This is a genomic window from Segeticoccus sp., assembly GCF_035708005.1.
In genome coordinates this window covers 1-26,901 of the sequence record NZ_DASSTI010000002.1, presented here as the reverse complement: position 1 = coordinate 26,901, position 26,901 = coordinate 1, and the positions used below count along the sequence as shown (strand labels likewise).

Sequence of the window (26,901 nt, the reverse complement as noted above, 5' to 3'; positions counted from 1 at the left end):
GCTGATCGACGGGGATGTGACGGCTCAGACGCGCCAGGCCTTCTCCAACCTCCACCACGTGCTCACGTCGGCCGGGGCGTCCTGGGCGGACGTCGTCAAGGTCAACGTGTACCTCACGACGATGGCGGACTTCGCGGCCATGAACGAGGCCTACGGAGCCACCTTCACACCGCCCTATCCGGCACGCACCACGGTTGCCGTCGCCGAGCTGCCCCTGGGGGCACGAGTCGAGATCGAGCTCATGGCCCGGTGCCCGCAGTGAGACGTGGCCCGACAGCTCCCAGCGGAGGGTCGTCGATGGTCCGGGATGACGGTGTGGCTGCGAACGTGCCCTGATGCAGATCGCTGACGTGGCCGACGTGGTCGCTGAGCTGGAGGGGGTGCGACGCACTGCCTCCAGCTCACGGGCTGAGTGGCGGTATCACGGGCGGCTGGTGGCGCGCGAACTCGACGACACGCACATCGTGATTCGCGCGGACTTCGACTACCGCGACGCGGTGCTGCGGCAGTTCCCCGACACCTTCAGGGTCCCACCGCGGTTCCGCAAGCACATGATGGTCGTCGCAGATCTGGAGTCCGGTGATGTCGGCGCGATCGAGGACGCCTTGGTCGCGGCCTGGGAGCTGCAGCGCGCCACAGGCTGACGGCACAACGGCCGTCCGGCAACCACGTGCCGGCCTGGTCGCCGGCTAGTCGAGGCAGAACTCGTTGCCCTCCGGGTCCCGCATCACGATGAATCCGTGCGACATGCCGCCGGGTTCGAACCGCTCGACCCGCGTGGCGCCCTCGCCGATGAGCCGCTTCGCGAGCTCCTCCAGCGCCGCCATCCGTGCGTCACCCTCGAGTCCCGGCGCCGCCCGCACGTCGAGGTGCACCCGGTTCTTGGCCAGTTTGCCCTCCGGCACCCGCTGAAAGAACAGTCGTGGTCCTCGACCGTCCGGGTCGACGCAGGCGGAGGCGTCGTTGCGCCTCTCCGGTGGCACGCCTTGCGCCTCCAGGAAGGCATCCCAGTCGGCAAAGCCGGGCGGGGGAGTCTCGATCTCGTAGTCGAGGGCCGCGCACCAGAACGTGGCCAGCGCAGCCGGGTCCGCACAATCGAAGGTCACCTGCAGCTCCCGTGCCATGGGCCAAGCCTGCCGCAGATCACCGACAGCCGGACGCGTCACGGTGAGGAGTCGGCATACGCCCTCCGTGGCCGGTGGTCAGCCGGACGAGCGGATCGGCCGCGGCTGGATCACCTCGCCGGCGATGTTCTGGTCGACGGCCGGGTGCTCGACCAGGGCCAGGATCCGGTTGGCCATGAAGCGAGCCGTGCGGACCGGGCTGCCGCTGCGGGTCACCTCGGACACGGTCACCACGCCGCGGGCGGTCTCGATCTCCACCCGGCGGCCGTTCCGGGTCGCGACGATGTCGTAGGTACGGACCTCACCGCCCGCATCGATGACGACCTCCACACGGTCACCCCGCACCCCTTCACGGTACTCCGCCAGTGCTGGAGCCCGCTGCGTCGCGGCGATCGCGCCGCCGCGGCGGTGAGCACCCAGTCTCGCCTAGGCTTTCCGGGTGCGAGTGCTCATCGTCGACGGGGCGAATGTGGTCGGCAGCCGACCGACCGGGTGGTGGCGTGATCGCGCTGGTGCGGCCGCACGCCTCCACGACGCCATCGCCGCGGCCCAGCTGGACCGTGACGTCGTGGTGCTGGTGCTGGAGGGGGCCGCCAAGCGCGGCAAGCCGGTCGGCCAGCAGGGCACGGTGCAGACGGTGCACGCTCCCGGTTCCGGCGACGACACGATCGTGGAGCAGGTCCGTGCCCACGCCACGGACGGCGCCGAGGTGGTGGTCGTGACCGCAGACCGGGGGTTGCGCGAGCGGGTGGCGGCTGCCGGTGGGACCTGCGTCGGGCCTTCGTGGCTGCTCACCCGCACCGCCCATCCGGGCTGACCCGGACCGACCCGGACTGACCCGACGGGCTCACACGCCGCTGGAGAGCGTGAGCCCGCCGTCGATGACCACGGTCTCCCCGGTGATCCACGCCGCATCACCGGAGAGCAGGAAGGACACGGTGCCGGCCACATCGTCCGGGCGGCCGAGCCGACCCATCGGGTAGGCCCGCGTCACCCGCTCCTCCCTGCCCTCGTAGAGCGCTCGGGCGAACGCCGTCTTGACCACGGCCGGCGCCACCGCATTGACCCGGACCTGCGGTGCGAGCTGCTGGCCGAGTTCTCGGGTGAGGTGGATCAGCGCAGCCTTGCTCACGGCATACCACCCGAGCAGGCCGGTGGCACCCAAGCCGGCGACCGACGCCACGTTGACCACCGCGCCACCCGGGGCGTCGTCGGTGCCGAGGCCGGCGCGCACGGCCTCACGGGTCCAGGAGAAGGCGGCGAGGACGTTGACATCGATGATCTTGCGCGCTTTTGCGAGGTCGCTGTCCAGCATCGGGCCGTACTCGGGGTTGATGCCGGCATTGTTGACCAGCAGGTCGAGGCGGCCGAAGGCGTCCCGCGCCGTGGCCACCGTCCGGTGCTGGTGCTCCTCATCCGCCGCGTTCCCGGCCACGCCGACGGCGACGTCCGCGCCACCGAGGCTGGTGACCGCCTCCTGCAGGGCCTCGGCGTGCCGACCGGTGAGGACCACCTTGGCGCCGTCGGCGACCAGCCGCTGCGCGATGGCCAGCCCGATGCCTCGGCTGGCGCCGGTGACGACGGCGACCTTCCCCTCGTGCGCTCCCATGTGCCCGTCCCCTCGTCGGTATGCCGAGTGCTCACCGTGGCGTGAGCCGTGTACGTCTGCGCTCAGAGGCCGAGGTCGCGGCCGATGAGCTCCTTCATGATCTCGTTGGAGCCGGCCCAGATCTTGGTGACACGGGCGTCGCGCCAGGCGCGGGCGACGCGGTACTCGTTCATGTAGCCGTAGCCGCCGTAGAGCTGCACGCACTGGTCGATGACGTCGTTCTGCACCTGCGCCGACCACCACTTGGCCTTCGCCGCGTCGACCGCGGTCAGCTCGTGCACCGCGTGGGCGGCGACGCAGTCGTCGACGTAGGCACGGGTCACCTCCAAGGTGGTGACCATCTCGGCGAGCTTGAACTTGTTGTGCTGGAAGGTCCCGATGGGCTGGCCGAACGCCTGCCGCTCCTTCACGTAGGCCAGCGTCTCCTCGAAGATCTGGACGGCGTTGGCCGTGTTGGAGACCGCCGCGCCGACCCGCTCCTGGGGCAGCTGCTCCATCATGTGGATGAAGCCGCGGTCCACCTCGCCGACGACGTTCTCGGCAGGGACGCGGACGTCCCGGAAGAACAGCTCGGCCGTGTCGGACTCGAGCTGGCCGACCTTGTCCAGCTTGCGGCCACGCTCGAAGCCGGGCATGCCGGCCTCGACGGCGAACAACGTGATGCCCTTGGCGCGCTTCTCCGGAGCGGTGCGGGCAGCGACCAGGATGAAGTCACCCTGGTAGCCGTTGGTGATGAACGTCTTGGAACCGTTGAGGATCCAGTCCTCGCCGTCGCGGACCGCGGTGGTCGTCAGCGCGGCGAGGTCGGAGCCGCCGCTCGGTTCGGTCATCGCGATCCCGGCGATGATCTCGCCGGTGCAGAAGCGGGGCAGCCAGCGCTGCTTCTGCTCCTCGGTGCCCAGCTCGACGAGGTAGGGCGCGACGACGCTGGCGTGGATGCCGAAGTTCGACGACGCCGCGGCCGCGAACTTGCTCATCTCCTCGCTGACCACCGCGGTGAAGCGGTAGTCGTCGACGCCGGCGCCGCCGTACTCCTCGGGGATGTTCAGCCCGAGCAGTCCCTGCTTGCCCGCCTCCAGCCAGACGTCCCGCCCCATCGCGTGCTGCTCGAGGAACTCCTCGGCGCGCGGCACGAGGCTGCGCTGCACGAACTCGTGGGCGGTGCGGCGCAGGGCCTCGTGGTCCTCGGTGAAGACGGCGCGGCGCACGTCAGTCGCGGGTGAGTCGGCGGTAGGTGACGCGGTGCGGGCGGGCGGCCTCGGCCCCGAGCCGCTCGACCTTGTTCTTCTCGTAGGCGTCGAAGTTGCCCTCGAACCAGTACCAGCTCGCCGGGTCCTCCTCGTCGCCCTCGTAGGCGAGGATGTGCGTCGCCACGCGGTCGAGGAACCACCGGTCGTGGCTGGTCACCACGACGCAGCCCGGGAAGTCGAGCAGCGCGTTCTCCAGCGACCCGAGGGTCTCGACGTCGAGGTCGTTGGTCGGCTCGTCGAGCAGCAGGAGGTTGCCGCCCTGCTTGAGGGTCAGCGCCAGGTTGAGCCGGTTGCGTTCCCCGCCGGAGAGCATGCCGGTCATCTTCTGCTGGTCGGGGCCCTTGAACCCGAACTGGGAGACGTAGGCCCGCGAGGGAATCTCCACGTTGCCGACCTGGATGAAGTCGAGGCCGTCGGAGACGGTCTCCCACAGGTTCTTGCTCGGGTCGAGCTGCTCGCGACCCTGGTCGACGTAGGAGATCTTGACCGTCTCGCCGACCTTGACCGTTCCGTCGTCGGGCTCCTCGAGACCGACGATCGTCTTGAAGAGCGTGGTCTTGCCGACGCCGTTCGGGCCGATGACACCGACGATGCCGTTGCGGGGCAGCGTGAAGCTCAGGTTGTCGATCAGGACCCGGTCGCCGAAGCCCTTGCGCAACCCGTCGACCTCGATGACGGTGCTGCCCAAACGCGGACCCGGCGGGATCTGGATCTCCTCGAAGTCCAGCTTGCGGGTGCGCTCGGCCTCCGCCGCCATCTCGTCGTAGCGAGCCAGACGCGACTTGGACTTGGTCTGCCGGGCCTTGGCGTTGGACCGGACCCACTCCAGCTCCTGCTTGAGGCGCTTGGCGAGCTTGGCGTCCTTCTTGCCCTGGACCTGCAGGCGCTCCTGCTTCTTCTCCAGGTAGGTCGAGTAGTTGCCCTCGTAGGGGTAGAGCCGGCCGCGGTCGACCTCGGCGATCCACTGCGCCACGTTGTCGAGGAAGTACCGGTCGTGGGTCACCGCGATGACCGCGCCCGGGTACTGCGCCAGGTGCTGCTCCAGCCACTGCACGCTCTCGGCGTCGAGGTGGTTGGTCGGCTCGTCGAGCAGCAGCAGGTCGGGCTTGGACAGCAGCAGCTTGCACAGCGCCACCCGGCGGCGCTCGCCACCGGACAGGACGGTGACGTCGGCGTCCCCGGGCGGGCAGCGCAGCGCGTCCATCGCCTGCTCGAGCTGGGAGTCGAGGTCCCAGGCGTCGGCCGCGTCGATCTTCTCCTGCAGCTGGCCCATCTCGGCCATCAGCGCGTCGAAGTCCGCGTCCGGCTCAGCCATCTCGACCGAGATCTGGTTGAACCGGTCGACGTCGGCCTTGATCTGGCCGAGGCCCTCCTCCACGTTGCCGCGGACGTCCTTCTCCTCGTTGAGCGGCGGCTCCTGCAGCAGGATGCCAACGCTGTAGCCCGGCGAGAGGCGGGCCTCGCCGTTGGAGGGCTGGTCGAGCCCCGCCATGATCTTGAGGATGGTCGACTTGCCGGCGCCGTTGGGGCCGACCATGCCGATCTTCGCGCCCGGGTAGAACGACATGGTGACGTCGTCGAGGATCACCTTGTCGCCGTGGGCCTTGCGTGCCCGGGTCATCGTGTAAATGAACTCCGCCATGCCCCTCAGGCTATCCGGCGACCGGCGGCCGCTCCCAATCCGCCGACCCGCCCCTCCCCCGCGCCGGCCCTGCCTCACCCGGCCCGCAGCTGCGGCTCCTCGGTGTCCTCCTCGTCATAGGCGGCACCGTCAGGGCTGTCGGCCGCCGGCTGGTCGTCGGCGCCCTCCGTCGCGAGCTCACCGTCCTGACCGCCCGGATCCGAGGCCCGCCCGCCCAGCACCGGCGCCGGACCCTCGGCGACGGGCGCCGACGTGACCTGGGCCCACGGGTCGGGCTCCTCCGGCCGGTCGAGCTCGGCGTCGATCTGGCGAGCGGCCGCCTGGACGGCTGGGTCGCCGAGGCGGTCGTCCACCGCGTGCAGGCTGGGTCGCACCACCTTGGTGAAGGTCGAGGTGCCGCGGGCCATGTCGAAGCCCACGTTGTAAGCGTCCACCTCGACCGACGTGCCCTTCTGCTCCCCGTTGGTCCACTGGTTGACGCGCATCCGGCCGTAGACGATGACGGGCTGCCCCTTGTCGATGGAGTTGGCCACGTTGATCGCCAGGCCACGGAAGGCGGTGACGTTGACGAAGTTGGTGCCCGCGTCGACGTAACCGCCGGTCTTGCTGTCCATCCGCCTGGCGGTGGAGGCGACGCGGAAGGTCACGAACGGCACGCCGTGCTTGGTGAGCCGCTTCGTCGGCGTGGCGATGACGTTGCCACTGATGGTCACGTAGGTCTCGTTCACGGGAGATCCACCCCAGTTCCTCACTCGGTCTGCTCCGCCGCTCCGGCGGGTCGACACCACCGTGGTCCCCGGTCACGACCCCCGGCCAGGCCCGAGCGGCCAGCTGTGGACGACCCGTTCCCCGCCGCGGGGGCATGGGGACGCCCCTCGGGCGCAGGACGAGCCCTCAGCGCAGGGCGGCGTCGAGGCGCTCGCGGGTGCCCCGGTGTGCCTCGAGCACCGCGCGCACCGGCGCCACGATGCGGGCCCGTGCGACGCCGTCGATCGCACCCCCCAGCCGCCGCGCGATCACCCGACGTCGTCGCCGGGCCCCCACCCGCGCCAGCGCCCGGGCCAGCACCGCGAGCAGCAGCCCGCAGACCAGTCCGCCACCGAGCAGCACGACCGGCCAGGGCACCGGCCCCAGCAGCGGCGGCTGGAAGTACGTGCCCATCTGCAGCCACCCCAGCACGGCGAGCACCACCAACCACACCGCCCCGGCGACGGCGGTCAGCGCGAACAGCCACTGCAGCACGTTGCACAGCCCCCACCAGCGGGGCCGCCGCACGCGTAGCGACGTGCCCACGACCGCCTGGTCCAGGTGGTCGCTCAGGTCCTCGTCGAACGGCCCGGCCGCCGCGATCACCTCATCGGCCCAGCGCGGCGGCAGCCCCTCGCTGGCCCGGTCCCCCAGCCGGCGCACGGCCAGCGACACCGCCGACCGCGCCGCCGGGGTGGGCGGCGGCAGCGAGGACCGCCCGAGCGCCGCGCGCACGTCCTGCGCGCTCACGCCGGCACTCCCCTCCGCGGCACGGCCCCGGCCGGGGGTCAGCCGCAGCCGCTTGAGCGGGTCTGGTCGCAGGGCCCGCGCCCACCGCGTGAACGGCCAGCCGGTGCTCGACCAGGCCTCGTTGCGGTAGTCCCGCTCCACCGCCTTGAGCACCACCGGTATGCCGGCCGCGCGGCTGAGCGCCTCCACCAGCTCCTCGTCGGCCTCCTCGCCGACCCGGGGTTCGCTGTCGGCGACGCCGGCCCGCAGCTCACGGGCCGCGTGCCGCACGTCACCGAGCAGCCGCTGCTCGGCGGCGTTGCGGGTCTGCACCGCCTGCGCCACGCGGTGCCGCAGCTCGACGAGGCCGGCGCCGGTGGCGGCCGAGGTGAGGACCACCTCCACGCCGTGCAGGCCGTCCTCGCCGAGCAGTCGGCGCAGGTCCTGTTGGCAGGCGGCGACGCCTTCGGGGGAGAGACGGTCCGCCTGGTTGAGGACGGCGAGCATGGTCGCCCCGTGATCGGACAGCTGCCGCACGTAGTCCTCGTGCAGGAGGGCGTCGGCGTACTTCTGCGGGTCGGTGACCCAGACGAACACGTCGACCAGCTCCAGCAGCCGGTCGACCTCCTCCCGGTGACTGCGCACCCGCGAGTCGAAGTCGGGCAGGTCCAGCAGCACCAGACCGTCGAGGTCGGTGGCTCCCTCGGCCGCGTCCACGCCGTCGCTCCGGGCATCGGCTCCGGCGTCGACTCCCGGACCACCGGCGCCGGCACCGGCCGCGTCCCGGACCTCGTGCCGACGCGCCACCCCCAGCCAGTCCAGCAACGGCGTTACCGGCTCCCGTCCCCAGACCGCAGCGGTCGCCTTCGCGGTGGTGGGCCGTCGGGCCCCCACCTGGGCGACCTCCGCGCCCACAAGCCGGTTGAACAGGCTCGACTTGCCGCTGCCGGTGGCGCCCGCGAGGGCGACCACGGTGCGACCGCCAGCGATACCGGTGCGCTCGCCGACCTTGGCGGCCACCGCACGGGCCGTCGCCACGGCGCCCGCGTCGAGCTGGTCGGCGCCGAGCTCGAGCGCCTGCCCCAGCGCCTCGGCCCGCGACTCCAGGTCGGCGCGGGAGACCGCGGGCTTGGTGCCCGTGGCCCGACGCAAAAGGTCGCGCGCGCTCACCGGGCACGCTCCACGGCCGCCAACGCACTCGAGAGCCGTTGTGGTTGCTCGGGATCCACTGCCACCTCGGTGAGGAGACGTTCGAACCGGACCCGCTCGTCGGCATACACGTCCGCGGTCCTGCGGATGAGCTCCTTGCGCGCCTTCGCCGCCAAGGTGCGCACCGCCTGGTCGCCGAACACCGCCTCCAGCAGCCGTTGTGCGAGCACTGCGGCACCGCCGGCGATCCCGACCTCGGCCCCCACCAGCCCCCCGGTCTGGCTGAAGGCCACGAGCATGAGCACCACGGCGATCCCGTTGACGCCGAACGCGAGGACCCGTGCGGTGGTGCGGCGGTCCTGCCCCTCGTCGCGGACCAGCTGCAGGACGTAGCCCTGCCAGTCGCGCACGGCCCGGTCCACCGTCGCGGGCAGGTCCGGGCTCCCCTTGGCCAGGTCGGGGTGCGCCTCGACCAACGACCCGCCACCGGCGAGGCGCCGCCACTGCCGCGCGGTCGCCGCCGCTGCCGACTGTGCCTCGGACGTGAGCAGTGAGGCGGCGCCGGTCTGCAGAGCCTCCCCGAGGTCGCGGGACGGCGGCGGCGCCCCCTTGAAGAGCGCGGTGATCCGGTCGCGCAGCCGGCTGACCCCGGCCTCGATCTGGCGCAGGAACTCGCCGGTCCCGACGAACTCCTGCCACCGGGCGAGCACCTCGCCGCGCAGCAGGGTGCCGTCGGTCATGCCGCGTTCGACCTCGGCGAGCGCGTCGGCATACGCGGTGGTGGCCGCGGCCTGGAGGGCGTCGAGCGCCTCCACCTGCGCGGCGCCGGCGTCGGCGAGGTGCCCCACCCGCGCCGGGAGGGAGTCCAGTGCCCCGCCGAGGGTGCGCCGTATGACGGTCGCGCGCGCCTTGGCATCCCGCGCCAGTGCGGACAGCCAGGAGTGCAGCCGCGCCACGTCCCGTTCGGGCAGCAAGCCCTCTCGGGACAGCTGCGTCTCCGGCACCGGGAAGACCGGGGCGTCCTGCAGACCGTGCTCGCGCAGCATCTCCGCGAGGTGCCCGCGCACCTCGGCCATGGCCTCCGGGGGCACCCGGTCGAGCACGATCGCGACCGAGGTGCCGCGGTCGGCGGCCTCGCGCAGCAGCCCCCAGGGCACCGCGTCGGCATACCGGGCTGCGGTGGTGACGAAGACCCACAGGTCCGCGGCCGAGAGCAGCTGGTGGGCCAGCTCGCGGTTGGCGCGCACGACGGAGTCGATGTCTGGGGCGTCGAGCAATGCGAGGCCCGGCAGGATGCTCTCGGCGGCGACGAGGCGCACCGACGAGGGGTCCTCGGTGGCGGTGCCGGCATAGGTGCCGCGCCGCGCCGGCTCATCCGGGCGGCGCGTGGCCGTCACCCGCGCCAGGCCGGGCAGCACCCGCTGGTCGGTGAACCACCGGGTGTCGTGCGGGTGGTGGACGAGCACGGACGCCCGGGTGGTCGGGCGCAGCACCCCGGCGCGGGTGACCACCTCGCCGACGAGGGAGTTGACGATCGTCGACTTCCCGGCGCCGGTGGACCCGCCCACGACCGCCAGTAGCGGCGCGTCCAGCGCGGACAGGCGGGGCAGCACGTAGTCGTCGAGCTGCTTGAGCAGCTGGTCACCGGCGCGCTCGGCGTCCTCGGTGCCGGGCAACGGCAGGGGCAGCCGGGTGCCGGCGACCTCACCGCGCAGCTGCTGGACCGCAGCGAGCAGCCGGCCTCCGTCGGGGGGGCTGGGCGGTCCGGTCACGCCCGCAAGACTGCCGTGTCCGGGTCGGTCCCCTCAACTCAGGCCGTGTCAGTCGTCCGAGCGGTCGGGCGCCGTCGAGGAGGTCGAGTGGTGTTCCACGCCGTGTGCCCGCTGGCTGCGGTGCTTGCGGATCCGCCAGATGACGAAGACGGCCACGACGATGGCGGCCACGGCGATCGCGCTGCCGGTGCCGAACGTCTTCTCGACCTTGGCGTAGGAGGCTCCTGCGGCATACCCGATGGAGACGACCACCGCGCCCCAGGTGATCCCGCCGAGGGCGTTGAACAGCAGGAAGGTGCGGTAGCGCATACGGGCGGTGCCGGCGAGCGCCGGCATGACCGCGCGGAAGAACGCGATCCACCGGCCGAGGAAGACCGCGGCACCGCCCCTGCGCGCGAGGAAGTCCTGGGCCCGGTCGAGCTCGTCCCGCTTGCGGTCGAAGATCTTCGCGGCCAGCACCCGCGGCCCGACGTGCCGGCCGATCTCGTACCCGACCGTGTCGCCGATGATGGCGCAGCCGATGACCACGGCGAGCATGGCCGCGAGGGGTACGCGCCCCTGGTTGGCCACGACGCCGCCGAGCACCGCGGCGGTCTCACCCGGCACCACGAAGCCGACGAAGATGGCGTCCTCGCAGAAGACGACCGTCCCCACCACCAGAAGCACGATCCAGGGCGGTGCGCTGAGGATCGGCTCCAGGAAATGGCTCACCCGCCGAGGGTACGTCGACCGGTTGTCCGTCCCCTGACAGCGGCGCGTCAGGGCATGTCCCAGGGCGCCCGCGGGACTTGCCAAGAGTTGACGTGCGAAGGTGCACGTTTGCGCGACGGGTGGGTATGGGCGGTGCTGACCGCCCCTTGGGCACTTTGCCGGTTGCGGTTCAGCAGCGAGCTGCCTTCGGCGCTGGCCCAAGGGGCGGGTACTCGCGACGCTACCGCCGGTTCTGGGATCCCGTGACGCGGCGACCTGCGCGGCACAACCGGGGACCAGGGAACCCGCGGCGCCCCCGGCAGGACTCGAACCTGCGACCTAGAGATTAGAAGGCTCTTGCTCTATCCAGCTGAGCTACGAGGGCCGGCCGCCCGGCGCGACGCCGGGGCGTCGACGGGCGACGGTCCGCAGTCTAAGCGAGCGCACGGACCGGGCGCCGCGTCCGACGACGCGGCACCCGGTCCGCACCGGACGGGTGGTGCTACCGCACCCGGATCGTCCAGATCCCCCGGCCGTGGGTCGCCGCCACCACGCTGCGGCCGTCAGCGGACGGCTTGACGTTGTTGATGGCCGTGTTGGGCAGGCCGTCGACGTGGGTCCACCGGCCCGGGTGCGCGGCACTGCTGACGAAGGCGCCGACGTCGGTGGCGAGCACGAGTTCGCCACGGGACACCGCGACGGCGTCGCCGGGAGCATCCGGCAGGTTGCCGGTGATGTTGCGCCACGTCGCGCCGCCGTCGTGCGACTCGAAGATCACGCCGGTCCCGCCGCCCTCGATCCAGCGCCGGGAGTATCCGTTGAAGACCGCGTAGACGTGCGCCGGGTCGGTCCGGTCGACGGTCAGGCCCGCGATGTAGCGGTTGGGCAGGTTCGCCAGCGCGAGACGGTGCCAGGTGCCGCCGTAGTTGGTGTCGATGCCGCTCTGGAAGGTGGGGCTGGGGTTTCCGGAGCTGTCGACCCACGCGGCATAGGTCGTGTCGCCGTTGGTGGCCAGCGCGGTGGCGACGTTGAGGCCGCCGGCACCGTCCGTGCTGAGCTCGTGCACCGGCACCCAGTCACAGGAGGAGCCGCCGCACCTGGTGTCCCAGCCCTTGCGCGTCTCCCAGATCTTGCTGCCGCCGGCGACCCAGTGGTTGACGTCCTGCGGGTCCTTGACGAAGGGCGCGACGAAGCGGGCCGACGGGTCGCAGTCCGCGCCGTTGTAGTAGCCGCACTCCGGGCTGATCGTGTCGAAGTGGTGGCCGCCGTCGGTGGTGCTGTACATCCCCAGGTCGACGTAGGCGCCCACGGACCGCTGCCAGTCCTGCGGGTCCACGATGACGTTCGTCCCGTCGCCGCCGGCCGGTTCCACGTTGAGCCGGCTGTGCGGCTTGAGCAGCGAGGTGCCGTTGTCCTGCATGCCACCCCAGTAGCCGAGCTTCGTCGGGCTGGGCGAGCCGGCGGTGCGACCGTCCCCCGCGTCGTAGTACTGCAGCGTGTGGAGCCCGGCGTTCAGGTCGCTCCAGTGCCCGTAGCCGACGACGGACAGCGGCCTGCGGTAGACCCCGCCGTCGTTGCCGATGAGCAGCTGCCCGTCGGGGGTGATCGCCAGCGCGTGCTGGTCGGGGTGGGTGGTCTTGGGGCAGGAGCTTCCGCAGGGCAGGCCGTAGTTCCAGTACGGGCTGGCCGTGGTGAAGGTCTGGCCTCCGTTGTTGGTCTGGAAGATCTCCTCCAGCCCGAGGTACATGTGCATCGGGTCGTGCGGGTCGACCTCGATCGTCTGGTTGTACCAGGACTGGATCCCGGCGTGGTAGCCCGCCAGGTCGACCAGGGCCGAACCGGAGTGGTCGAGCTTGTCGGAGTCGGCGATCAGGGTCCAGGGTCCGGCCGGGTCCCCGCTGGCGGAGACGTAGACGCCCTGCAGGTTGGTGTCATCGCCCGCCAGCAGCTTCGCGGGGGACTCGATGACGGCATACAACCGGGAACCGTCGGCGGCGTAGGCGAGGCTCGTCCGGCCGATGTCACTGGCGTCGATGTCACCGGCGGGGGTGATCTCGTGCCAACTGTTCGCACCGCCTCCGGTGTGGGAGACGTAGAAGCCGTTGTAGGGCGAGCCGTTGCGCCAGCCGAGGACGGCGAGCAGCTCCTGGCCGTGCGTGCCGGGACGGATGACCAAGTCGGTGATCATCGAGGTCCGGTAGGGGCTGTGGTCGGGGTTGGGGTCGGGTTTGAGTACCAGCTGCCAGGATCCAGCGCTCGTCGTCGAGGAGTGGCGGTACAGGCCGTGGCTCGTGGCGGCATACATCCAGCCGTGGTGGTCGTCCCGGATCCGATAGATCTGGCTGTCCACCAGCTCATCGCCGCCGACCCGCTGGAAGGTGCGGCCGCCGTTGGTGGTGCGGTAGACGCCGATCCCCTGGTAGGAGTCGGAGTTGGTGTTCGCCTCGCCGGTGCCGATCCACAGCGCGTGCCCGGGCCCCATGGTCAGCGCGCCGATCGACAGCGACGGCATGTGGTCCCAGATCGAGCCCCAGGTGCGGCCACCGTTGACCGACTTCCAGACGCCACCGTCGGCGGCACCGACGTAGGTGGTCTGTCCATCGACGGCGAGGCCGGTCACGCGGCCGCTGACGAGGTCGAACCCGGAGCCGGCGTTGGACCAGTAGGGGTCGGTGTAGCCCGCCGGCTCGGCCTGGAGGGGCTGCCGGGTGACCTCGGTCAGGTGAGTCCCGGCGCTCGGCATGGCCGCGACGTGGGCGCGCGCGGCGAGCAGCGCTGCGGCAGAGACCGACTCGGCGGGCGCGCTGCGCATGTAGGCGTACTGCTCGGCCCGGTCGGCGACCTCGAGGGCGTCACCTTCCGGCTCTCCCGATTCCTTCTCGGTCGCCGTGGCCGCGCTGGCCGAGGAGGGCTGGGCGTGCTGGTGTGCCTCCTGGGCGGCGACGCCGCGCAACGGGTTGGCCGTGCCGCTGCCTCCGGCGGCGGCCATGCCGGGGACGGCGGCGGTCAGGGAGGCGGCAACGGTGGCGGTGACGGCGAGAACGGCCGATCAGGCGTGGACATGACGGGGCATGCGGTTCTCCAGTTGTGAGGGGGTGTCCCTGTTGGCACCGCCCCTCACCGTGGCACCGCGCCGACGGCTGCGGGACTGACTTGACCAAGTCTTGAACTTTGAGGGGCTGGTCGGGGGGCCCGGGCGACGTCAGGCGCCGGCGCCGGTGAGGAACTGCGCCCGGCGCGTCACCATCAGGTCGAGCATCTCGCGCTCGGTCTGCTGCGCGGTCGGGGCGGCGATGCCGCGGACCATCCGCGAGCGCAGCAGCGCCAGCTCGCTGGCGGTGTCCTGGAAGCTCGCCATCGCGCGCCCGGCCCGGGGCCCACCACGGCCCCGTGCCCACTGACGGGCACGCCGCCGCTGCCCCATGGAGGACAGCATGTGCACCTCCCCCGCGGTGAGCCATCCCGCGTCGACGTAGGGCAGCAGGTGCAACCCGATGACGCGGCCCTCGCGGCGCCGCATCCAGATCGCCAAACCGACGAATGCCAGAAAGATCGGCACCTGCAGCACGAGGTAGACCCCGAAGTAGCCCTGCGCGCCGACGACCGAGGTGAGGTTCCACAGGGCGTGCAGCAGCACCGCACAGACCCAGCCGCAGAACGGCGCCAGCAGCCGCAGCGCCGCGTGCCGGGTGGTCGCCGCGACGCCCACACCGATGCCGGTGCAGATCGTGAACAGGGGGTGGGCGAAGGGCGCCATGATGCCCCGCAGCACGAAGACGGTGACGAGCCCCTGGGCGCCGAGCTGGTCGAAGGCCCGGCCGAGGTAGAGGATGTTCTCGGCGAACGCGAACCCCGCCGCGGTGATGCCCGCATAGACCATGCCGTCGACCACGCCGTCCATCTCCCGACGGCGAAAGATCAACAGCAGCAGGACCGCCAGGCCCTTCAGGCTCTCCTCGACGACAGGGGCGACGGTGACCGAGCCGACCGTCATGGCCTCGGCACGGCTGCCGGAGACCTGGGCGATCAGCCCGATCGAGGACGTGTTGAGCACCAGCGCGACGGCGCTGGCGACCACGGCGCCCCAGACGAACGCGAAGAGCAGCAGCCGACGCGGCTCGGCCTCGAATCGGTCCAACCACAGGAACGCCGGCACCACGACGCCGAGCGGGAGCAGCGCGAAGACCAGTCCGATGAGCCCGGCCTGCACCCCGGTGCTCGACCCGATCGCGAGCGCCAGCACCGCGGCACAGATGGTCAGGACGGCGGCGGCCAGGCCGCCGAGCAACCACCGCCGGAGGGTATGCCGAGTGGTGCGGGCTGGCACGGCCGGTCGCGCAGGTGCCGGGTCAGAGGGTGCCGGGGACATGAGGGGCAGGCTAGTGCGGCGAGGGCCGAACAGCCTGCGAGCGGGGGTGATCGGGGCGGGCGCTCAGGCGGCTCAGGCGGCTCAGGCGGCTCGGAGCACGTCCAGCAGCCGGGCGACCTCATCGGCGACGGCGGCGCGGGCGGCGCCGAGGTACTTGCGGGTGTCGACCACGTCCGGGTGCTCGGCGAGGAACGCGCGGACCGTGTCGGTGAAGATGCGGCCCAGGTGGGTGGCGATGTTGACCTTGGTCATGCCGGCCCCGACCGCCTTGGTGAGGTCGGCGTCCGGGACGCCGGAGGAGCCGTGCAGCACGAGCGGCACGGGCACCGCCTGTCGCAGCCGGGCGATCAGGTCGAGGTCGAGCTCGGCGTCCCGGGTCACCATGGCGTGCGAGCTGCCGACCGCGACGGCGAGCGCGTCGACCCCGGTGGCCCGGACGAACTCGGCGGCCTCGTGCGGGTCGGTGCGGGCTCCGGGCGCGTGGACGCCGTCCTTGCCGCCGACCTCGCCCAGCTCGGCTTCCACCCCGACCCCGGCTGCGTGGCACCGCTGCACCACGTCGGCGGTCCGGGCCACGTTGTCCGCCCACGGCAGTTTCGACCCGTCGAACATCACGCTGCTCAGTCCCAGTTCGACCGCCTCATGGACCAGCGCGGTGGACTCGGCGTGGTCGAGGTGCACGGCCACGGGCACCGTCGCTCGCCGTGCCACCGCGAGGGTGGCGAGCGCGATCGGCTCCAGCGCACCGTGGTAGCGCACGCAGTTCTCGCTGATCTGCAGCACCACCGGCGCACCGGCCTGCTCGGCGCCGGCGACGAGCGCCTCGGCGTGCTCGAGCTGGATCACGTTGAAGGCACCGACTCCGCCACCGCGCCGGGCAGCGGAGGCGAGCAGGTCCGTGGTGGGGGCGAGCGGCATACCGGCTCCTGTCGGGCGGGAGGGTCAGGCGGGGTCGGGGGCGAACCGGGGCTGGGTCAGCAGGTCGAGGGCGAGCAGTCCGGCGCCCAGGCAGCCGGCCTCGTCGCCGAGCTGGGCGGTGGTGATCTCGGGCACGGGCTGGAAGGTGAGCTGGGCGGCCAGCCGGTCGCGGACCTCGCGGACGAGCCGGTCCCCGGCCAGCGCCAGTCCACCTGCCAACACGACGATCTCGGGGTCGAGCAGGGTGATGGCGGCATCCAGGCCGCGCGCCAGCGCCGTGATGCCTTCGTCCCAGACGGCCTGCGCGACCGGGTCACCGGCGGCGACGCGCTCGACGACGTCGGCGGCACCGCGGACGGGCTCGCCGGAGCGCGCCGAGTAGCGGCGGGCCAGGGCCGCCGCCGAGGCAATGGCCTCCAGGCAGCCGCGGCGCCCGCAGACGCAGGGCTCGCCGCCGGGCTCGACGACGAGGTGGCCCAGCTCGCCCGCGTAACCGTTGCCGGCATACGGCTGTCCGTCGATGACCAGGGCGGCGGCGATGCCGGTGCCCACCGGGACGACGAGGGCGTTGCGGTGGCCGCGGGCAGCCCCGAGGCGCACCTCGGCGAGGCCCCCGGCACGGACATCGTGACCGAAGGCGACCGGCAGCCCGCAGGCCACGGACAGCAGGTCGCGCAGCGGGAGGTCGTGCCAGCCAAGGTTGCCGGCGAAGACCGAGCGTCCGCGCTGCTCGTCGACGATGCCGGGCACGACGAGGCCGACGGCGCCCACCGGCTCGGAGGAGGAGGCGGCGAGCCGCCCGACGAGGTCGGCGACCTCCGCCACGACCTGCTCCCCCGTGGTGTCGTCGCGAGGTGTCGCCGCCCGGGCCGCGGCGAGCACCCGGGCACGCTGGTCCATGAGGGCCGCCTTGATCGAGCTGCCTCCCACGTCGACGGCGATCACCTGCACGGGGACAGCCTGCCTCAGGACGGGTCGAGGATCACCGAACGGGTCAGGTGGCGGGGGCGGTCGGGGTCGAGGCCCTGCCGCTCGGCCGCCGCCACGGCGACCCGCTGGGCGAGCACCAGGTGGGCCATCGGGTCGAGGTCGCTGGTGACCAGGCGGGCACCGGTGCGTTCGACGTCGGCAGCCAGGCCCTCCGGGGCGGGGCCGAAGACCCAGACGGCGCGGCCCGGCTCGCCGATCGCCAGTGGGCCGTGGCGGTACTCCATCGCGGGATAGCTCTCGGTCCAGCGCTGGGCGGCCTCGCGCATCTTCAGTGCCGCCTCGTCGGCGAGGCCGACGGTCCAGCCGGTGCCGACGAAGGTGACCTGTTCGAGCGCGGCCAGTTCCTCCACCGGTGCCTCGAGCGCGGTGTGCGCGTCGGCGGCGGCGCGGGACAGGTCCTGCCCGAGCGAGGCCCGCAGCAGCGCGAGGGCGCTGGTGGCGAACCGGGTCTGCACGACCGACTCCTCGTCGGCGAACGGCAGCGCGATGAGCTCGTCGGCGACGTCGACGACCGGGGTCTGCGGGGCGGCGGTCAGCGCCACGGTGGGGGTGTGGCCGCGCTGCTCCTTGAGCAGGCCGAGCACCTCGGTGGTCGTGCCGGAGCGGGTGAGGGCGACGATCCGGTCGTAGCGGCGGCCGGCGGGCATCTCGGAGGCGGGGAACGCGTCGGTCTCGCCCTGGCCCGCCCGCTCGCGGAGCGCGGCATACGCCTTGGCCATGAACCACGAGGTGCCGCAGCCGACGACGGCGACCCGCTCGCCCGGTCGGGGCAGGGCGCCCTGCGAGCCGGGCGCCAGGTCGGCGGCCCGCTCCCAGCACCCGGGTTGGCTGGCGATCTCGGTGCTGGTCCGGCTGGTGTGGGTGGTCATGGCGCTCCTCCGCGGGTGAGAGCGCCCGAAGTTGCGCGCTCCTGCTCTTTTGACCATCTATTCAATCATGAAACCGAATCGTTCACCGCTAGGCTGAGCCCACCATGGCGAAGTACGAACGACTCACCGTCCTACTCGAGCTCCTGGGCCGCCGCGGCCGGCTCAGCGTGGAGGAGGCGGCCGCCGAGCTGCACGTCTCCCCCGCGACGATCCGCCGCGACTTCGACCACCTCGCCGGCCAGCAGCTGCTGACCCGGGCCCACGGGGGCGCGGTCGCGAACGCCACCGCCTACGAGCTGCCGCTGCGCTACAAGTCGGCCCGCAAGGCCGACGAGAAGCTGCGGATCGCCGCCCGGACCGCCGCCATGGTGCCACTGGGCGCCACCGTGGGCCTGACCGGCGGCACCACCACCACGGAGGTGGCGCGGGCCCTCGCCCAGCGCCCGGACCTCAGCGACCGCGGCCACGACCCCGCCCTCACCGTGGTCACCAACGCGGTGAACATCGCCGGGGAGATGACGGTCCGCGCGCACATCAAGACCGTGGTCACCGGCGGCGTCGCCCGGCCCCAGTCGTTCGAGCTGGTCGGCCCGCTCGCGCTGGAGTCGCTGGCTGAGCTGCACCTGGACTTCGGCGTCATCGGCGTCGACGGCCTCGACATCCACCAGGGCGCCACGACCGCCCACGAGGGCGAGGCCCGGGTCAACCGGCTGCTCGTCGACCACGCCAGCCGGGTGGTCGTGGTCGCTGACGCCTCCAAGCTGGGCCACCCCTCGTTCGTGCGGATCTGCCCGATCGAGCGGATCGACGTGCTGGTCACCGATGCCGGCGCCGACGAGGACCTCGTGGCCGAGCTGGCCGACCACGGCGTCGAGGTGGTGCTCGCATGAGCCCCGCCGACAGCGTCGCCCACCAGGGGTCCGGCGACGCCGCGCTCGCCGGCGCCCACCTGGTCAGCGCTGCGGCCGTCGTCGCCGGTGGCCGCGTGCTGCGCCCGGGGTGGGTCGCGGTCCGCGAGGCGCTGGTGGCAGCCGTCGGCGAGGGCGTGCCGCCCCGCCCCGCGGACGAGCACCTCACCGAGGCGACGCTCGTGCCCGGCTTCGTCGACATCCACGTGCACGGCGGCGACGGCGCCGCCTTCACCGACGCGAGCGCGGAGGCGGTCGACCGCGCCACCGCCGAGCACCTGCGCCACGGCACCACCACGCTGCTCGCGAGCCTGGTCTCGGCCGACCTGCCCGAGCTGGACCGGCAGGTCCGCGCGCTGCGCCCGCTCGTCGGCTCGGCCCCCGGGCGCGCCACGGTCGCGGGCCTGCACCTCGAGGGCCCGTTCCTCAGCGACACGCGCCGCGGAGCGCACGACCCGCACGTGCTGTGTCCCCCGCAGGCGAGTGCCCTCGACCGGCTGCTCGACGCCGGTGAGGGCACGGTCCGCATGGTGACGCTGGCACCCGAGCTGCCGGGCGGCATACCGGCTGTGGAGCGGCTCGCGCGGGCCGGGATCCTCGCCGCGGTGGGCCACACCGACGCCTCGTATGACGTCACGCGCGCTGCCGTGGACGCCGGCGCCCGAGTGGCCACGCACCTGTTCAACGCGATGCGGCCGGTGCACCACCGCGAGCCCGGTCCCGTCACCGCCCTGCTCGAGGACGAGCGGGTGCTGGTCGAGCTCATCAACGACGGCGTGCACCTGCACCCGGCCATCGCCCGCGACGTCGTGCGGCTGGCCGGCACCGGGCGCGTCACGCTGGTGACGGACGCCATGGCGGCGACCGGGGTCGGCGACGGCGACTACGTGCTCGGCGGGCTGCCGGTGCGGGTGGAGTCGGGCGTGGCCCGGCTCGTCGACGGCGGGTCGATCGCCGGCAGCACGCTGACGATGGACGTCGCCTTCCGCCGCGCGGTGCAGCTGCTCGGGCTGTCCCTGGAGGAGGCGGTCGCGATCACCTCGGCGACGCCCGCGGCGGCACTGGGCCGCGACGACCTCGGCGACCTGGCCCCGGGGCGCCGCGCCGACTTGGTGGCCCTCTCCGACAAGCTGACCGTCACCGCCGTGATGGCCGGCGGACGGTGGGTCGCGTGATCCTCACGGTCACGCTCAACACCGCGCTGGACGTGACCTACGCGGTCGACCGCCTGGTCCCGCACGGCAGCCACCGGGTCCGTGCCGTGCGGTCCCGCGCGGGCGGGAAGGGAATCAACGTCGCCCGGGTGCTGCACGCCCTCGGCCGGCCGGTGCTGGCATTGGGGTTCGCCGGGGGCGCGAGTGGCGAGGAGATCCGCGCCGAGCTGGCGACCTCGGCGGTGCCCGCCGAGCTGGTGGCGCTGACGCAGGGTCGCTCGCGGCGCACCGTGACCGTCGTCTCCCGCGAGGACGGTGACGCCACCATCTTCAACGAGCCGGGCGACCCGCTCCCCGCGACGGACTGGGAGGCGTTCGTCGACCGCTACCGCACCTGCGTGGAGGCGGCGGATGTCGTCGTGCTGTCCGGCAGCCTGCCGCCGGCCGCCCCGCCGGAGTCGTATGCCGTGCTCGTCGCCCTGGCAGCCGCGCACGGAACGGCCACCGTGGTGGACGCGTCCGGCGAGCCGTTGACGCGGGCGCTCGAGCAGCGTCCCGGCGTCGTCAAGCCGAACCTGCAGGAGGCTCGGGCGACGACCGGGCTGGACGACCCGGTGGTAGCGGCGGAGCGGCTGCGGGCGGACGGGGCGGGCGCCGTGGTCGTGTCCTGCGGGGCCGAGGGGCTCGCGGCCGTCACCCCGGAGGGCAGCTGGATGGCCCTGCCGCCGAAGCGGATCGCCGGCAACCCGACCGGCGCCGGGGACGCCTGCGTCGCGGCACTGGCCGCCGGCATCGCGGACGGCTCGCCCTGGCCGGAGCGGCTCGCCGACGCCGTCGCGATGTCGGCCGCAGCGGTGCTGACGCCCGTGGCCGGGGAGCTGGACCACACGGCATACCGGCGGTTCCGGGAGCGGGCGGCTGTGGAGCACCTCCCCGCGGCATCGGGCCGGTGCCCGTAGTCTGACGGGCGTGACAGCCGCCGACCAGACCTCCGAGCCCTCGTCCGGTGACCGTGCGCGCAGCGACCGCATCGTGTGGATCGACTGCGAGATGACCGGGCTGGACCTGTCCGCCGACGCCCTCATCGAGGTGGCCGCGCTGGTCACCGACTTCGAGCTGAACCAGCTCGGGGACGGCGTGGACCTGGTCATCAAGCCCCCGGCGGAGGCCGTGGACCAGATGGTGCCGTTCGTGCGCGACATGCACACGACCAGCGGCCTGCTGGAGGAGCTCGAGCGCGGCACGACCCTCGATGAGGCGCAGGCACGGGTGCTGGACTACGTGCGCCAGTGGGTGCCCGAGCCGGGCAAGGCACCGCTGGGCGGCAACACCGTCGGCACCGACCGCGGCTTCCTGGCCCGGGACATGCCCGAGCTCGACGCGTACCTGCACTACCGGATCATCGACGTCTCCTCGATCAAGGAGCTGTCCCGGCGGTGGTACCCGCGGGTCTACTTCAACGCCCCCGAGAAGAACGGCGGCCACCGCGCGCTGGCCGACATCCGGGAGAGCATCGCCGAGTTGCGCTACTACCGGGAGGCGGTCTTCGTCCCGCAGCCCGGGCCGGACTCGGCAACCGCCAAGCAGATCGCCGCCAGGCACCAGGAGCCACGCCCCGCGGGGTGAGGCTCGGGGCGGTGGTCGGAAGCAGTGCCGGGAACCGCTACGATGGTCGCCGACGTTCGCACCGGCCTCCCGGCTGGTGCGTTCCGCATGGTGGGTGTAGCTCAGCTGGTAGAGCGCTGCGTTGTGGTCGCAGATGTCGCGGGTTCGAGTCCCGTCACTCACCCCAGCCCGAGGGCCCCGGCCGAACCGGCCGGGGCCCTTCGTCGTCCGGCTGCTCCCGCGGTCAGCGGCCCCGCCGGTCGTCGTGCCGGCCGTAGCGGTCGCGCAGCTTGCGCGCCTCGACGACCGCCTTCCGCTGCTTGGCCTCCTTCTTCTCGATCCCCTTCGCGTCACGCGGGGGCAACTGCAGCTCCTCGGCGGCCGGCAGGCCGGCCTGCAGCTCCCGGCCGCGCTCCAGCTCGGAGTCCAGCTCGGCGCCGAGGAGCAGGGCGATGTTGGTGATCCACAGCCACAGCAGGAAGACGATCACCCCCGCCAGGGCACCGTAGGTCTTGTTGTAGCTGGAGAAGTTGGAGACGTAGAAGCCGAAGCCCAGCGAGGCCAGGATCCACACGACCAGGGCGAACAGCGCCCCGATGCTGAGCCACCGGAACTTCGGTTGCTTGATGTTGGGAGTCGCCCAGTAGAGCAGCGCGATGATGAAGGCGACGAAGATCAGCAGTACCGGCCACTTGGCGATGCTCCAGACCGTCACGGCTACGTTGCCCAGCCCCACGACGTTGCCGATCGACTGGGCCAGCGGTCCGCTGACCACCAGCATGATGGCCACCAGCGCCACGAGCACGAGGATGACGAGCGTGACGAGCAGTTGGATCGGCCGCAGCTTCCAGAAGGGCCGGCCCTCCTCGATCTCGTAGATCCGGTTCTGCGCCCGGCCGAAGGCGCCCACGTAGCCCGAGGCAGACCACAGTGCGCCCAGCAGACCGAAGAGGAGGCCGAAGCCGGCGCCCTGGGAGTGCTGCAGGCCCTCCAGGACGGTGCGGATGTTCTGGATCGACGTGGTGCCCATGCCGGCCTGGGACACCACGTTGAGCAGCTTGTCGGTGGTCTTCGGTCCCTGCCCGAAGACGCCGAGCAAGGACACGATGGCGATGAAGGCCGGGAACAGGGACTGGACCGAGAAGTAGGTCAGAGCAGCGGCGAGGTCGGTGCAGTGGTCGCCGCTGAACTCGGCGAGCGCGCGCTTGAAGGCGAACGTCCAGGCCGGACGATGCAGCTTGGTGGGGCTGGTGACCTTGCTGGGGTGTTCCGGATCCGGTGCCCGACGCCGGTCCGGGCGGTCGGAGGTCGTGTCCTGGTCCTGTTCCATGGCGTCTCCTTCGGGGGCCCGCGCCCATCGGGCGCTGTCGGGACGTCGGTCACCCCAAGTCTGGAAAGGGTCGGGGGGTAGCGCACCTTGAGCCGATTTCGCGCTTGGCAGGCGGGCCTGCTACCTTTTCTCCTCGTTGCGCCGTTAGCTCAATTGGCAGAGCAGCTGACTCTTAATCAGCGGGTTCGGGGTTCGAGTCCCTGACGGCGCACTTCTCCGTGCTCAGGACAACTTCGCGCAGCCGCGGTCTGACTCCGTGCCCCACGGAAGCCTGAGGTTCATGCCTGCCGTGGGTGCTGCACCACCCTGATCTGGGCCGCTCGTCGACAGTTCACGGAGTCCTTCCGACCGATGCCTGATGTCATGTGCCAACCCCCTGCGTGTGCTCGCTTCCACCTGTGACGGGCAGGTTCGCCATGAAGGTGGCGCCGCCGCCTGGTGTGGGAGCGATTCCGACGTGGCCGCCGTGGCTGGCCACGATGGCGGCGACGATGGACAGGCCCAGACCGGTGCCGCCCCCTTGCCCGCGGGTGCGGGAGGGGTCGGTGCGGTAGAAGCGTTCGAACAACTTGGGGGCCTCCTCGAGTGGTATCCCGTGGCCGTGGTCGCGCACCTCGATGCAGGCGCGGCGTCCATGGTGTCCAGCGGGGGTGCCCAACGGTGGCAGGGTGCCGACGGCGATCTCGATCGGGGTGCCTTCAGGCGTGTGGTTGATCGCGTTCGCGAGAAGATTGGTCAGGACTTGTCGCAGCCGCGCCTCATCACCGACGACGGGGGTCGGCCGCAGCGTTCCGTCCAGCCCGAGCAGGCGGATGCGCCGCTGGGGTGCGAGGGCCCGCGCGTCCTGGGCCGCGTCGCCAGCCAGAACGGTCAGGTCCACCGAGCCGAGCTGTTCGGGACGCTGGTTGTCCAAGCGAGTGAGCAGGAGCAGATCCTCCACCAGCCCGCCCATACGGGTGGCCTCATCTTCGATCCGGCGCATCGCGCTGGCCACATCGGCGGGCTCGTGCACGGCGCCCTGCCGGAACAGTTCGGCGTAGCCGCGCACGGTCGCCAGCGGGGTGCGTAGCTCGTGGGAGACATCGCCGAGGAACTGTCGCATGCGCTGTTGGGCCGCCTCACGAACCGTGAACGACTGCTCGACCTGGCTGAGCATGACATTCAGGGACGTGGCCAGGGTGGCGACCTCGTCGTGGGCGTACGTCGGTGGGATCCGCCGGGTCAGGTCACCCCCGGCGATGGCCGCGGCGGTGTCCTCGATCTGGCTCAACGGCCGGAAGGCCCGCCGGACGGCGAACCACCCCAGTGCCCCGCACGCGATCGTCACCGCCACGGCCAGGAGGGCGGTGTAGACCCACAATTGAGACACCGTGCGCTCCACCGGGGTCAGCGGTACGGCCACGGCGAACGTCGCGCTGCCGTCTTTGGTCGCTCCGGCGGCCACACGCCAGGAGGTGTCCTGATTCTGCTGCGAGCCCACGGTGAAGGGCCGCCCGCTACGGACCCGCCCGTCGTGCAGCGCTAACCGCGGGATCGTCGGGTCGTCCTTGTCGGCGACCTGATTGGTCAGATCGATCGCGTACCCGCTACCGACCGGCATGATCCGGACCGTGTAGGTGTTCGGCAGCGTGAACGGGCCCAGATCGGACCGGCGCTGGACCAGCTGGTCGAACGGTGCTTGCGCTACCAGGGCCGCCGCCTGCCGCAACTGCTGGTCCATGCGGGTCACCAGATAGTGCCGCAGCAGCGTGGTCGTGGCCACGCTCGTGACGGCCAACGCCCCGAGCATGAGCAGTACCACGATCATCACCAGGCGCACCCGCAGCGGCAACCGCTGCAGGTGCTGCGTCACCCGAGAATTCGTGGCGCCAGCCGGTGGTGCCCCAACACCTGCCCCCTGTTCCATCTGCGCAATATCTCGACGCATCCTGAAAGCAGCCTGAGCATGCCTTCCGATCTGCGGGCGGCGGCTATTGCGCGACACCTCCCCGTGGGGCCTTCCCCCAGCCAATTCCCGGGAGATGTCGCATCATCGCGTGTACGTTGCCTGTATGCGTACCGGTCGGGTGGTGCTTGCGACTGCGTTGGCGATGACGATGATGAGTCCTGCGCTAGCGGCGACCGCCGGCGGCAACGCCCGAGTCAAGGTCAGGTGCACCGTGCCCAGGTCCCAGCCCGAGCGCCTGCTCGCACCCAACTCCTGCCTGAACTACATCCCCGACGGTACGCAGACGTTTACCGCGCATGTCCGGGACGGCAATGGTGACCCTGTCGCCGGGGTGTGGGTGCAGTGGAGCGACTCCGACAACAGGGACGCCCACTTTCGTTTCGCGCAGAACCCGTGCCGGACCGGGTCGAACGGCGCCTGCTCGGCCGAGCTCGTCGATACCCACCCACGCGCGGGGGAGAAGATCACCGTCACCGCCTCGGTTGCTGGCTCCTCCGCGAACGGATACCTCAGCTTCCGCTAGGTGGCCGTTCTGCTCAGAGCCTCCAGTTTCGTGTGGACCGGTAGATCCGTGCGGCATCGTGGCGGTCAATCGCGCCGAGCTTGAGCAGCACGGCCGAGACGTAGTTGGCGACTGTCTTCTGGCTGACGTTGAGTCTTTCGGCGATGAGTCGGTTCGGCAGGCCGCGGGCGATGAGGTCGGCGACTGCCCGCTCGCGAGGTGTCAGGCCGTCTGTTGGTGGGGCCGCCGGCTCAGGATGGGTTCGGCTTCGGGCGAGGCCGGCGCCGAGCACGGACGCGCCCAGTTCCGTGGCCTTGATGGCGGCGACCACCTCGGCGGGTGGTGCGTCCTTCAGGACGTATCCCAGCGCTCCGGCATCGAGTGCCTGCTGCACGGTGACGGGATCCTCGTACATGCTGAGAACGACCACCCGAAGTTGGGGCAGTTCGGCGCACATCCGGCTGATCGCCTGCTGTCCGGGCGCGTCGGGCAGGCCGAGGTCGACGATGGCCAGGTCCGGTCGGGTGGCACTGGCAAGGTCGATGGCCTCGGCTGCGCTGGCGGCCTCTCCGACAACGTCGTAGGACGACGTCTGCAGGAGCGTCACGAGCGAGGCTCGGAAGAGCGGGTGGTCCTCCACCACGATGACCCGGGTCATGACCCGTGCTTCCGCGGCACTGTCGGCAACCTCACGGTCACGCACGTGCCCGTTCCCGGTGACGAGGTGACCGTGGTGCAGCCGCCGATTTCGGCGGCCCGCGCCCGCATCGAGTCCATGCCGAGCCCGCGGCCCGCGCAGCCGCGGATGCCCACACCGTCGTCCTCGATCACGATGACCAGATCGGCGGGGTCGGACCTGAGGGCAATCCGGCAGAAGCGTGCAGCGGAGTGGCGGACCACGTTCGCCAGTGCCTCTTGGGTGATCAACAACGCGGCCAGCTCGACGGCCGCAGGGGCCGGTGTGCTGATCTCGGAGCGGAGGTCGACCGCGATGCCGGCGGAGTCGAGCATTTTCGCCCGTTGCCGCAGGGCCTCGACCAGCCCGTGATCGTCCAGGATGGCCGGGCGCAATCCGTGTGCCAGACCACGGGTTTGTTCGATCGCGTCACGGATTCCCTGCTGCACACGTTCGCCGACGGCTCGCAGCTCGGCCGCCTCCGGTGGTGCGATCGCCTGCATCGCGCTCACTCCCAAGCCCAAGCTCGCCAGGGTGGGGCCGAGGTCGTCGTGCAGGTCGCGGCGCAGCCGTTTGCGTTCCTCCTCCCGGGCGCGGAGCACCTCGGCACGTGCCTCGGCGAGTTGATGCAGCGCCTGGGCTCCACGCAGCGCGGGCGCTGCGCGGTTCAGCAACGCCGCGACCGTGGCGAGGTCGTGCCGGGTCAGTGCCGTCTCCGACCGTCGGGGCGCGACCCACAAGGTGGCGATCTGCTCCCGGTGCCAGGTGACGGGCAGGGCCTGGCAACCGGGCACCACCTGCTCCCCGGCCTTGAGGTGCACCTCCTCGGAGCGGATGGCCTCCCGGACCTGCTCCACAATCACCCCAGCGACATCGTCTGCGGGGGTGAGTTGGTCGAGGCGACGTTGCAGCTCGGCAGC

Annotated in this window: 26 protein-coding genes and 3 tRNA genes; 10 read left to right on the top strand and 19 right to left on the bottom strand. The window is 71.9% G+C overall.

What is annotated here, in order from left to right; all coding sequences use genetic code 11:
* Both VFL99_RS00255 and VFL99_RS00250 read left to right on the top strand, forming a co-directional pair.
* Positions 1-262 (top strand): RidA family protein (locus tag VFL99_RS00255; RefSeq protein WP_325104309.1); only part of this gene is annotated, 262 nt, incomplete at its 5' end.
* Between the two features lie 73 nt (positions 263-335).
* The gene (locus VFL99_RS00250) at positions 336-644 is read left to right on the top strand and encodes a hypothetical protein (protein WP_325104308.1); all 309 of its coding nucleotides are present in this window, start codon (positions 336-338) and stop codon (positions 642-644) included.
* A 45-nt stretch (positions 645-689) separates the two neighbouring features.
* On the opposite strand, the gene VFL99_RS00245 is transcribed toward VFL99_RS00250, so the two are convergent.
* Together VFL99_RS00245 and VFL99_RS00240 are read right to left on the bottom strand one after the other, a co-directional pair.
* Positions 690-1,124, bottom strand: coding sequence for a VOC family protein (locus VFL99_RS00245; RefSeq protein WP_325104307.1), 435 nt, complete (start codon positions 1,122-1,124; stop codon positions 690-692).
* Between the two features lie 78 nt (positions 1,125-1,202).
* Positions 1,203-1,469: a hypothetical protein gene (locus VFL99_RS00240; protein WP_325104306.1), complete on the bottom strand. Its 267-nt coding sequence runs from the start codon at positions 1,467-1,469 to the stop codon at positions 1,203-1,205.
* Between the two features lie 94 nt (positions 1,470-1,563).
* Between VFL99_RS00240 and VFL99_RS00235 the strand changes: the two genes are divergently transcribed.
* Positions 1,564-1,941, top strand: coding sequence for a hypothetical protein (locus VFL99_RS00235; protein ID WP_325104305.1), 378 nt, complete (start codon positions 1,564-1,566; stop codon positions 1,939-1,941).
* Positions 1,942-1,971: 30 nt separating this feature from the next.
* Here VFL99_RS00235 and VFL99_RS00230 read toward each other — a convergent pair whose 3' ends face one another.
* From VFL99_RS00230 to VFL99_RS00170, 13 genes are all read right to left on the bottom strand, one after another.
* Positions 1,972-2,733 carry an SDR family oxidoreductase gene (locus VFL99_RS00230; RefSeq protein ID WP_325104304.1) on the bottom strand — a complete coding sequence of 254 codons (762 nt, stop codon included), beginning with the start codon at positions 2,731-2,733 and terminating at the stop codon, positions 1,972-1,974.
* 62 nt (positions 2,734-2,795) lie between these two features.
* Entirely contained in the window at positions 2,796-3,941 is a 1,146-nt protein-coding gene (locus VFL99_RS00225) for an acyl-CoA dehydrogenase family protein (protein WP_325104303.1), read from the bottom strand.
* A gap of 1 nt (position 3,942) precedes the next feature.
* On the bottom strand, positions 3,943-5,625 hold the full coding sequence (ettA, locus tag VFL99_RS00220) for an energy-dependent translational throttle protein EttA (RefSeq protein WP_325104302.1): 1,683 nt from the start codon (positions 5,623-5,625) through the stop codon (positions 3,943-3,945).
* A 74-nt stretch (positions 5,626-5,699) separates the two neighbouring features.
* Positions 5,700-6,353, bottom strand: a complete 654-nt coding sequence (locus tag VFL99_RS00215) for a single-stranded DNA-binding protein (RefSeq protein ID WP_325104301.1) — start codon at positions 6,351-6,353, stop codon at positions 5,700-5,702.
* A 166-nt stretch (positions 6,354-6,519) separates the two neighbouring features.
* Complete coding sequence (locus tag VFL99_RS00210; RefSeq protein ID WP_325104300.1) at positions 6,520-8,271, bottom strand: GTPase; 1,752 nt, start codon at positions 8,269-8,271, stop codon at positions 6,520-6,522.
* The gene (locus VFL99_RS00205) at positions 8,268-10,022 is read right to left on the bottom strand and encodes a dynamin family protein (protein ID WP_325104299.1); all 1,755 of its coding nucleotides are present in this window, start codon (positions 10,020-10,022) and stop codon (positions 8,268-8,270) included. The genes VFL99_RS00210 and VFL99_RS00205 overlap by 4 nt, the downstream gene beginning before the upstream one ends.
* A gap of 48 nt (positions 10,023-10,070) precedes the next feature.
* On the bottom strand, positions 10,071-10,733 hold the full coding sequence (locus VFL99_RS00200; protein ID WP_325104298.1) for a DedA family protein: 663 nt from the start codon (positions 10,731-10,733) through the stop codon (positions 10,071-10,073).
* Between the two features lie 290 nt (positions 10,734-11,023).
* Positions 11,024-11,097, bottom strand: a tRNA-Arg gene (locus VFL99_RS00195).
* A gap of 117 nt (positions 11,098-11,214) precedes the next feature.
* On the bottom strand, positions 11,215-13,701 hold the full coding sequence (locus tag VFL99_RS00190) for a WD40/YVTN/BNR-like repeat-containing protein (RefSeq protein ID WP_325104297.1): 2,487 nt from the start codon (positions 13,699-13,701) through the stop codon (positions 11,215-11,217).
* Positions 13,702-13,914: 213 nt separating this feature from the next.
* Positions 13,915-15,000: a PrsW family intramembrane metalloprotease gene (locus VFL99_RS00185; protein WP_325104296.1), complete on the bottom strand. Its 1,086-nt coding sequence runs from the start codon at positions 14,998-15,000 to the stop codon at positions 13,915-13,917.
* 162 nt (positions 15,001-15,162) lie between these two features.
* The gene (locus VFL99_RS00180; protein ID WP_325104295.1) at positions 15,163-15,999 is read right to left on the bottom strand and encodes a class II fructose-bisphosphate aldolase; all 837 of its coding nucleotides are present in this window, start codon (positions 15,997-15,999) and stop codon (positions 15,163-15,165) included.
* A 24-nt stretch (positions 16,000-16,023) separates the two neighbouring features.
* Positions 16,024-16,950: an ROK family protein gene (locus VFL99_RS00175; protein ID WP_325104294.1), complete on the bottom strand. Its 927-nt coding sequence runs from the start codon at positions 16,948-16,950 to the stop codon at positions 16,024-16,026.
* Between the two features lie 14 nt (positions 16,951-16,964).
* Positions 16,965-17,858, bottom strand: a complete 894-nt coding sequence (locus VFL99_RS00170) for an SIS domain-containing protein (RefSeq protein ID WP_325104293.1) — start codon at positions 17,856-17,858, stop codon at positions 16,965-16,967.
* A 104-nt stretch (positions 17,859-17,962) separates the two neighbouring features.
* Between VFL99_RS00170 and VFL99_RS00165 the strand changes: the two genes are divergently transcribed.
* The 5 genes from VFL99_RS00165 to VFL99_RS00145 all read left to right on the top strand — a co-directional run bounded on the left by VFL99_RS00165 (position 17,963) and on the right by VFL99_RS00145 (position 21,712).
* A complete protein-coding gene (locus tag VFL99_RS00165; protein WP_325104292.1) occupies positions 17,963-18,748 on the top strand; it encodes a DeoR/GlpR family DNA-binding transcription regulator in 786 nt (261 codons plus the stop codon).
* Positions 18,745-19,941 (top strand): N-acetylglucosamine-6-phosphate deacetylase, encoded by a 1,197-nt coding sequence (gene nagA, locus VFL99_RS00160; protein WP_325104291.1) that lies wholly within the window; start codon positions 18,745-18,747, stop codon positions 19,939-19,941. Before VFL99_RS00165 ends, nagA begins: the two co-directional genes overlap by 4 nt.
* Positions 19,938-20,879, top strand: coding sequence for a 1-phosphofructokinase family hexose kinase (locus tag VFL99_RS00155; RefSeq protein WP_325104290.1), 942 nt, complete (start codon positions 19,938-19,940; stop codon positions 20,877-20,879). The genes nagA and VFL99_RS00155 overlap by 4 nt, the downstream gene beginning before the upstream one ends.
* A 10-nt stretch (positions 20,880-20,889) precedes the next feature.
* Complete coding sequence (orn, locus tag VFL99_RS00150; RefSeq protein WP_325104289.1) at positions 20,890-21,546, top strand: oligoribonuclease; 657 nt, start codon at positions 20,890-20,892, stop codon at positions 21,544-21,546.
* Positions 21,547-21,636: 90 nt separating this feature from the next.
* Positions 21,637-21,712, top strand: a tRNA-His gene (locus tag VFL99_RS00145).
* A gap of 57 nt (positions 21,713-21,769) precedes the next feature.
* Here VFL99_RS00145 and VFL99_RS00140 read toward each other — a convergent pair.
* Positions 21,770-22,855 (bottom strand): YihY/virulence factor BrkB family protein, encoded by a 1,086-nt coding sequence (locus tag VFL99_RS00140; protein WP_325104288.1) that lies wholly within the window; start codon positions 22,853-22,855, stop codon positions 21,770-21,772.
* Positions 22,856-22,993: 138 nt separating this feature from the next.
* Here VFL99_RS00140 and VFL99_RS00135 point away from each other — a divergent pair.
* Positions 22,994-23,066 (top strand) — tRNA-Lys (locus tag VFL99_RS00135).
* A gap of 150 nt (positions 23,067-23,216) precedes the next feature.
* On the opposite strand, the gene VFL99_RS00130 is transcribed toward VFL99_RS00135, so the two are convergent.
* Positions 23,217-24,674 carry a sensor histidine kinase gene (locus VFL99_RS00130; RefSeq protein ID WP_325104287.1) on the bottom strand — a complete coding sequence of 486 codons (1,458 nt, stop codon included), beginning with the start codon at positions 24,672-24,674 and terminating at the stop codon, positions 23,217-23,219.
* A 340-nt stretch (positions 24,675-25,014) separates the two neighbouring features.
* Between VFL99_RS00130 and VFL99_RS00125 the strand changes: the two genes are divergently transcribed.
* The gene (locus VFL99_RS00125) at positions 25,015-25,326 is read left to right on the top strand and encodes an Ig-like domain-containing protein (protein WP_325104286.1); all 312 of its coding nucleotides are present in this window, start codon (positions 25,015-25,017) and stop codon (positions 25,324-25,326) included.
* Positions 25,327-25,339: 13 nt separating this feature from the next.
* Here the strand turns inward: VFL99_RS00125 and VFL99_RS00120 are convergent, their stop codons facing one another.
* Positions 25,340-25,963 (bottom strand): response regulator transcription factor, encoded by a 624-nt coding sequence (locus tag VFL99_RS00120; RefSeq protein ID WP_325104285.1) that lies wholly within the window; start codon positions 25,961-25,963, stop codon positions 25,340-25,342.
* On the bottom strand, positions 25,960-26,901 hold a 942-nt coding region (locus VFL99_RS00115; RefSeq protein ID WP_325104284.1), incomplete at its 5' end, for a sensor histidine kinase. The genes VFL99_RS00115 and VFL99_RS00120, both read right to left, overlap by 4 nt.